Genomic DNA, 5,144 nt, shown 5'->3' with positions numbered 1-5,144 from the left:
GAAGTAGAGGTAGAGCACGGGGCCGCTCATCCCCAGCCGCTTGGCGGTGACGTTCAGCGAGAGCGCCGAGGCCCCGGCGTCCGCGATCTGCTCCCAGGCGTGCTTCTTGATCTCCGCACGCGCCTGGTTCCGGTACCGCTCGCGCGGGGTTGCCGTCGTTTCACCCATCGCTCATCACGCATCGCTCTCGCCCCGTCCCCCTGCCCGGCACCGCCGAGCCCGAGGGGCTTCGTCTGCGGCACTGCTCCGTGGCCGCTGTCACGACCAGCCGCCGTTCCCCTTCGTGCCGGGCCACGATCTCGTCGGCATCGTCGCGTCGGTGCCCAGGGGCATCAGCGCGGTGGAGGCCGAGGTGCTCGTGGTCAACGGGGCCACCGCCTGGCAGATGCTGCACGGCACGGCACGGCACGGCCCGGCCCGGGTGCGGGCTGGCGCGACGGCCCTGGTGCCCGGGGCGAACGGAGGCATCGGCACGGTCCTCGTCCAGCTTGCCCGCGCGGCGGGTGCCACCGTGATCGGCACTGCCTCGGCCCGGCACCACGACGCCCTGCGCGCCTTGGGCGTCACTCCCGTCGACTACCGGACGGAGGACGTGCCCGGCCGGGTCCGGGAACTCGCGCCCGGGGAGTGGATGCCGTCTTCACCCCCATAGGCGGCCGCAGCGTGCGTGACTCGTGGCGACTGCTCGCCCCCTGGAGGCACCCTCGTGTCGTACGGCAATGCCGCCACGCGCGACAACACCGGTTCCAGGCAGTGGCCGGTGCTCAAGATCCTCGGCCGGGTGTGGCCGTGGAACGCGCTGCCCAACGGGCGCCGTGCGTACTTCTTCGACATCTGGGCCGGCCGGGCCTTCGCCACCGACCGCTTCCGCGCCCGTTTGCGGGCCGACCTCACTGAGGTGTTCGCCGCCCAGCGGCGCGGTGAGATCACGGCCCAGGTCGCCGCCGTCCTGCCGCTCGCGAGGGTCGCCGAGGCGCTGCGGCTCGCCGAGTCGGGCACGGGACCGGCAAGGTCGTCCTCACACCGTGAGGCCTCACGACATGAAGCCTCGGGCCGCATGTGGCGGATGCGGCTCCGGGCGCGGCGATGACTTTCCGACGCGCATCCGGTCTGTACGTTCCCAGTACGCCGTCAACGCGGATCGGAGCGTCGGAACGACATGAGCATGCGTAGCGACCACGACAGCAACACCCCGGACCCCGAGCAGCAGCCCCGGCTCGTGGAACTCGAACCCGAGACCACCGCCGTCGTGCGTGGCGTCGTGGCCCCCAGCGAAGTACGGACGTTCTTCGACGAGGCCTTCGCGGCACTGGGGCGGGTGCTGCGGCGGCAGCAGGTCCCACCGAAGAGTGCCGCGTTCGGGATGTATCACGAGGGACTGGGGGAGAAGCGGGACCTGGAGGTCGGGTTCGTCACGGGGCGGGAGGTGCGGGCCGAGGACGGGGTCGTCACCGGTGAGCTCCCGGGCGGGCGGGTCGCGCGGGTGACGCATCACGGCGGGTTCGACGGACTGGGGGAGTCCTGGGAACGACTTGGGGCCTGGATCCGGGCGCAAGGGCTGCGGGGCGGTCAGGACCGGTGGGAGACGTACGTGACGCAGCCGACGGCGGACATGGACCCACGGGACCTGCGGACCGAGCTCAACTGGACGATCGCCGACTGACGGCGCCGCACGATCCGTGCGGGCGAGCGCCTCTCGTACCGCCGCCGCCTCGTCGTCGTCGGCAGTGGCGGACGCGCACGCCCCACGCCGTAGCGGCCGAGCGTGTACGGCCCGGCCGGACGGCGATCAAGGCCCCGGGAGCCGCTCCGCCCCGCCGAGCCCCGGCGCGCCCCAGACCGGGAACCACCGCTCCATGTCCGGCTCCATGGCGAGGTCGCCGGCGAGCAGGCCCCTGACCTGGAGCTCAAGGGCGTTGTCTCGGCTCTCGGCGCGGTCGGTGCGCGGCGCGAAGGGGTAGAAGGTGCCGCGTTTGTAGAGATACACGAGTGCGAGGTCGTGTGCCCGGTGCCCGTCGGCTCCCGGATGAGCCGTCCACGCACCCTCCGTCCGGACGCCCTCTGCCAGGACTCCCTTCGTCCCCGGGCCTTGTGCTTCGGCCGCCGGGGCGCGGAACGCGGTCAGGGAGCAGAGCAGATTGGGGCCGAAGCCTGCTTCCTCGAGGAGCGCGTTGACCGAGTGCAGGTCATTGACCAGCGTGATCAGGTTCTCGGAGGGACGTCGTACGGTGAGCCAGGTGTAGCCGTACGCGTCCGAGGTGTACGTCACGGGGTACGCCCCCGGTCCAGTGCTCCGACCCTCGCCACCGCCCGCACCCCGATCGGGGCCGGCCACCTCCTCGACGTCGAGGAGGTCCTGTACGTCTTCCTTCAGACGCGCGAAGGCACCGCCCTCCACCGCGGCGAAGCACACCGACCCGGCGCCGGCCGGGACGAAGCCCGTGCCCGCCTGAAGGGTGAGCGCCGCGGCCGGGAGTCCGAAGAGCCGGTCCAGATCGGGCCGGACCGGTCGGCTGCGCCCGAGGATGCTGTCGAGAAGTCCCACCGCCGTCACGCCCCACCGAGCTGCGCCGAGATCCGGGTGAGCTGCTCAAGCCGCTGCTCCAGGGTGGGATGGGTGGAGAGCAGCCGGCTCAGGCTCTCCTTGGAGGAGAAGGCGGGAGCGAACCAGAAAGCGTTGTACGGCTCCGCCTTGCGCAGGTCCTTCGTCGGGATCCGGGCCATCGCGCCGCTCACCTTGGTGAGCGCGGAGGCGAGTGCCGACGGGCGGCCCGTGAGGAGCGCGGCGGCACGGTCGGCGGCGAGTTCGCGGTAGCGGGACAGGACGCGGGTCAGGAGGAAACTGACGACGTATACGGCCGCGCTGACCACGGGGACGAGGAGCACGGCGAGGCCCATGGTGCTGTCCCGGCTGCGGCCGAGACCGCTGTAGAGCGCGACCCGCGCCATCATCCCCGCGAGGACGCCGAGGAAGGACGCGATGGTCATGACCGCGACGTCCCGGTGCGCCACGTGCGACATCTCGTGCGCGAGGACCCCCTCCAGCTCCTCCGGCTCCAGGCGTCGCAGCAGGCCGGTCGTGACGCAGACCAGCGAGGTCTTCTCGCCGCGGCCGGTGGCGAACGCGTTCGGCACGTCGCTCTCGGCGATCGCCACCTTCGGCTTCGGCATGTCGGCCAGCGCGCAGATCCGGTCCACGGTGCCGTGCAGTTCGGGTGCCTGCTCGCGGGTCACCTCGCGTGCTCCCATGCCCAGCGCGGCGATCCGGTCGCTGAACCAGAACTGCCCGACGAACAGGGCGCCCGTGATCAGCAGGATGATCGGCCAGGAGCCGCGCAGCAGTACCAGCAGGACGCCGACGAAGACCACGTACAGCAGACCGATCAGGAACATAGTCGTCGCCATGCGCGTCGCGAGCCCCCGGTCGGGGGCGTAGCGCGAGCGGGACGAGGACCGAGTTCTGGGCATCCGCGCACCCTCTTCCACGAGCAGGCGGGGCGGGCGAACCCCGGACGGGGCAAGGCCTCCGCCCCCTCCTGCCAGTGTGCTCCCCCGCACGCCGGAACGGACGCCCGGCGCCCGGTCGGACCGGGCCCCCTGCCCCGGTGCCGTCCTCCCCCCCTGACCCTCGACCGTTTGGACCGCTTCCCCGACGCTCGCGACTCCGATCGCGGTGCTTGTCCTCGAGGCCACGACCGTCTCACCGAGGGTGGCGCCGGACAGGACCTACGCCGTGTTTTGGAAGTCGTGGACTTGTCTGGTTGGCCGTCCGGGGAAGTCGCGGGCGGCCATCCAGATGGTGAGGTCGCGGGCGATGTCGTTGATGCTGGTCGCCGTGGTGACCTCGTGCTCGTTGCGGGCGGTGTCACGGCGGACGATCTCGTAGCCGCCTTCACCGAGGACGGCCACGGAGGCGAACCAGACGGGGTCGTCCTCGTCGGGCTGGACGACCACGAAGGTGTTGTCGGAGTTGTTGAGGTCGCCGATCATCATGAGCAGCGCGTCCTCGGAGGGGTCGTCGATGCGGTCGCCGTTCTCGCTGTCGGCGCCGTGGTACTGAGTCCCCATCGTTGCCCCTCCCTCGCTGTCGACCCGGGTCGCGGTCAGCATGGCATGAGGAACCGACAGCTCAGGCCGGTCACAGCCGTTCGCCGATCGCGGCGATCAGGACGGTGGCTTCGAAACGGACGGCGAGTTCGTCGAACCGGGTGACGACCGCGCGGTTGCGCTTGAGCCGGTTGATCCCGCACTCGACCGCGTGCCGGGCCCTGTAGTCCTCCCGGTCGAAGACGGGAGGCCGCCCGCCGACCTCCCCGCGCCGCTTGCGGTGGGCGGCCTGGCCGGCAGGCTCCGGGATCGTGCAGCGGATTCCGCGCTTTCGAAGGTAGGCCCGGTTGCGCGGGAGGAGTACGCCTTGTCGCCCCGTACTCGCAGCGGTCGGACGCGGGGGCGGCCCGGTCCGGTGCGGGGGACTCGAATGTCTTCCAGGACGGCGGCGAACTGAGGACGGTCACCGCGCTGACCTGCGGTGACCAGCAGAGACAGAAGACGCTGGTCCTGCTCGCAGGCCAGGTGGACCTTAGTGGTGAAGCCTCCCTGAGACCGGCCCAGGCCGTGCTCGTCGGGCTCGGTGCGGGTTCCGCCCGGCGGTTCGTTCTGGGCCTGTCCGTTGCGGCGGACGCCCGCGGCATGCTGATGGGCCCGGCAGATCGTGGAGTCGACGTTGACCTCCCAGGTGATCAGCCTGGCCGCGTCCGCCCGGGCCTGCAGCCGGGTCAGCAGCACGGTCCAAGCGCCGTCGCGTTGCCAGCGGCGAAAGAGCCCATAGACCGTCTGCCAAAGCCCGTACCCCTGCGGCAGATCCCGCCACGGAGCACTGGTCCGTACCCGCCGGCGGATCCCGTTGATCAGCCTCCGCCGACCAAGCGCCGGCCGCCCTGACAACGCGACCGGCAGTAACGGCTCCAGCACCACCCGCTGCCCGTCAGAAAGGTCCCCTCGCCCCACATCAAGATCATCACGATGCGGGACGAGACACCGAGCCGACTTTCAAAACACGACTGAGCGTGTTGCAGAAGGTTGCGTCTGGGCAGGTCAGGGCCGGTTTCGGGGCTGGTCCGGTCGCGCCGCCAGGGCGGGGTTGT

At 71.3% G+C, this 5,144-nt stretch carries 5 protein-coding genes and 2 pseudogenes; 2 read left to right on the top strand and 5 right to left on the bottom strand.

Annotated features, from left to right (window positions below):
• Nucleotides 1–168, bottom strand: a pseudogene (locus CCN56_RS21945) (TetR family transcriptional regulator); the annotation flags it as partial.
• On the opposite strand from CCN56_RS21945, the pseudogene CCN56_RS21940 reads away from it, so the two are divergent.
• Together CCN56_RS21940 and CCN56_RS21935 are read left to right on the top strand one after the other, a co-directional pair.
• Nucleotides 167–1,029, top strand: a pseudogene (locus CCN56_RS21940) (zinc-binding dehydrogenase). The pseudogenes CCN56_RS21945 and CCN56_RS21940 sit on opposite strands and share 2 nt — an antisense overlap.
• Nucleotides 1,030–1,159: 130 nt before the next feature.
• Nucleotides 1,160–1,663 (top strand): GyrI-like domain-containing protein, encoded by a 504-nt coding sequence (locus CCN56_RS21935; RefSeq protein ID WP_218779437.1) that lies wholly within the window; start codon nt 1,160–1,162, stop codon nt 1,661–1,663.
• A gap of 126 nt (nt 1,664–1,789) precedes the next feature.
• On the opposite strand, the gene CCN56_RS21930 is transcribed toward CCN56_RS21935, so the two are convergent.
• The 4 genes from CCN56_RS21930 to CCN56_RS21915 all read right to left on the bottom strand — a co-directional run bounded on the left by CCN56_RS21930 (nt 1,790) and on the right by CCN56_RS21915 (nt 5,007).
• Nucleotides 1,790–2,545 (bottom strand): hypothetical protein, encoded by a 756-nt coding sequence (locus CCN56_RS21930; protein WP_086829276.1) that lies wholly within the window; start codon nt 2,543–2,545, stop codon nt 1,790–1,792.
• Between the two features lie 5 nt (nt 2,546–2,550).
• Nucleotides 2,551–3,468 carry a zinc metalloprotease HtpX gene (gene htpX / locus CCN56_RS21925; RefSeq protein WP_086829270.1) on the bottom strand — a complete coding sequence of 306 codons (918 nt, stop codon included), beginning with the start codon at nt 3,466–3,468 and terminating at the stop codon, nt 2,551–2,553.
• Between the two features lie 258 nt (nt 3,469–3,726).
• Entirely contained in the window at nt 3,727–4,110 is a 384-nt protein-coding gene (locus tag CCN56_RS21920; RefSeq protein WP_179199939.1) for a hypothetical protein, read from the bottom strand.
• Nucleotides 4,111–4,138: 28 nt separating this feature from the next.
• Nucleotides 4,139–5,007 (bottom strand): IS5 family transposase gene (locus tag CCN56_RS21915; protein WP_256962086.1). Its coding sequence is split into 2 segments (ribosomal slippage): nt 4,139–4,401 and nt 4,401–5,007, totalling 870 coding nucleotides; the frame shifts between segments, so codons are not numbered across the junction.
• Between the last annotated feature and the right edge of the window lie 137 nt (nt 5,008–5,144).

Origin of the sequence: Streptomyces sp. NRRL B-24572, from assembly GCF_002156145.1 — a bacterium.
Classification (GTDB): domain Bacteria; phylum Actinomycetota; class Actinomycetes; order Streptomycetales; family Streptomycetaceae; genus Streptomyces; species Streptomyces vietnamensis.
This window is presented reverse-complemented; position numbering and strand designations above follow the sequence as displayed.